General features: G+C 45.8%; 3 protein-coding genes. 2 read left to right on the forward strand and 1 reads right to left on the reverse strand.

The genetic code is table 11. The features are described from left to right. Window positions 1-219 precede the first annotated feature (219 nt). Window positions 220-1,434: a DUF790 family protein gene (locus F6J94_RS33640; RefSeq protein WP_293048249.1), complete on the forward strand. Its 1,215-nt coding sequence runs from the start codon at window positions 220-222 to the stop codon at window positions 1,432-1,434. On the opposite strand, the gene F6J94_RS33645 is transcribed toward F6J94_RS33640, so the two are convergent. Beyond that, window positions 1,388-1,624, reverse strand: coding sequence for a hypothetical protein (locus F6J94_RS33645; protein ID WP_367142322.1), 237 nt, complete (start codon window positions 1,622-1,624; stop codon window positions 1,388-1,390). The genes F6J94_RS33640 and F6J94_RS33645 overlap by 47 nt on opposite strands. Here F6J94_RS33645 and F6J94_RS34600 point away from each other — a divergent pair. Continuing rightward, the coding region (locus F6J94_RS34600) for a hypothetical protein (RefSeq protein WP_367142323.1) at window positions 1,577-1,697 on the forward strand (121 nt) is incomplete at its 3' end. The two genes, F6J94_RS33645 and F6J94_RS34600, sit on opposite strands and share 48 nt — an antisense overlap.

Below are 1,697 nucleotides of genomic sequence, written 5' to 3' on the forward strand. Positions count from 1 at the left end.
GACCCTAACCGTTAAGGTTAGGGTCAAAGGAAGTATTTCGAGTAAAGAATAAATTTTGGTATAATAGTTTACTAAAAACCTCCTTGAACATTTACTCTCTGTTTATTCTCTGTACCAGGTAAGCTGGCAGTGTCTTTACCCGTTTATTATTATCATGACACCGCCAATAAAAGCAAGATATCACAGCAAAGAAAGAAAAAAACGACTTATTAATTATTAATGCTACCGACTGATTTGCTAATTAGTAGACAAAATGGCGAAGAAATCATTCCCAAACGGTTGCTGATTAACAATCAGACCTGTGCTATGGCAGCTGAGTTAATTTGCTGCTTTATTGAGGCTACTGGTAGTACCCAAGGGGAACTAGACCGTAAGTTGTCTGATTGGGAAGGAGATAGCCCTGACTACCGGGTTAAACGAGGTTTAGCCCATATTCTTAAAACGAGCTTCAGTACCTTTGAAGTTGTTAGCCCCATAGACCCTAAGGAACTCCGTCAACGAGTCTTTGCTCTGGCGGCTCAATCTGTTCCTAGTCGTCAGGCAACTCAGGAGACTCTAGAAAGCGTGAGCACTGCTTTATCTAAGGAATTAAACCAGGAAGTGTTGCCTGAGCAAATTTCTAAAGGACTTTATGCGGATTTACACGAAAATCGTATTCTGACTCAGTTCGATCACCCAGCACCAGAAGCATTACTACATCGCTATAATTTATCTCAAGTTCAGGGTATTTTTTATCGGGCATCTGAGATGACTCTGAATGCTCACCGGAATGTTCCAGGGGAGTATAAGCTATTAATCCGCTATTTGAAGTTGTTTCAGCTGATGACCTACATTGAAGGGGATGCGGATCATGGCTTCACGATTACTATTGATGGACCGACTAGTTTATTTAAGCCGAGTACTCGCTATGGTTTAGCGATCGCAAAACTGATTCCAGCCTTACTACACGTTACTAAATGGAGTCTCAAGGCTACCTTACAAAGCCGTGACCCTTACAGCGGTACGATCAAGACGGGGCATTTTAGCCTTAATGACCGCTGTGGCTTGGTGACTCACTATCCCCCTGGTAAACCCTACGACAGTATGTTAGAAGCTTCCTTTGCTAAGCGTTGGGAATCTCAGAAAACTGAGTGGGTCTTAGAGCGAGAAGTGGATTTAATTCCTATTCCTGGTAGTGTGATGGTGCCCGACTTTCGGATTGTTCATCCTGATGGGCGAAATTTCCTATTAGAAATTATTGGTTACTGGCGTCCAGAGTATTTAAGGAAGAAATTCGCTCAGGTGCGCAAGGCGGAATGTGAGAATTTGATTCTGGCGATTTCGGAACGGTTAAATTTGGAGAAAGCTGGGGTTACGGTGAAGAATTTACCAGCTCAAGTTGTTTGGTTTAAGGATAAACTTTCACCGAAAGCTGTGTTGGAGCTTTTGGAATAGTTTGGGGAAAGGCACAGTTGTTGAGGGTTATAGCAGGGAGCAGGGAGTAGGGAGTAGGGAGTAGGGAGTAGGGAGTAGGGAGTAGGGAGTAGGGAGTAGGGAGTATATCGTGGCCGGAGCCGAGACCGATGACCCTCAGGCCGTGCTGGCCGTCGCCCGCAAACTCGGATGGCCGGTCTTGGCCGACCATCGCTCGGGGTGCCGGGCCGAAGGTCAGGCCATCACCCACTTCGACGCCCTGCTCCGCCACCCGACCTTCGCCA

It is taken from the genome of Moorena sp. SIO1F2, assembly GCF_010672755.1.
Taxonomy (GTDB): domain Bacteria; phylum Cyanobacteriota; class Cyanobacteriia; order Cyanobacteriales; family Coleofasciculaceae; genus Moorena.

What these genes read in the sequence shown, in the direction of transcription:
- F6J94_RS33640 (WP_293048249.1), top strand. Translation starts at nt 220, where the DNA reads ATGCTACCGACTGATTTGCTAATTAGTAGACAAAATGGCGAAGAAATC.
- F6J94_RS33645 (WP_367142322.1), bottom strand. Translation starts at nt 1,624, where the DNA reads ATGGTCGGCCAAGACCGGCCATCCGAGTTTGCGGGCGACGGCCAGCAC.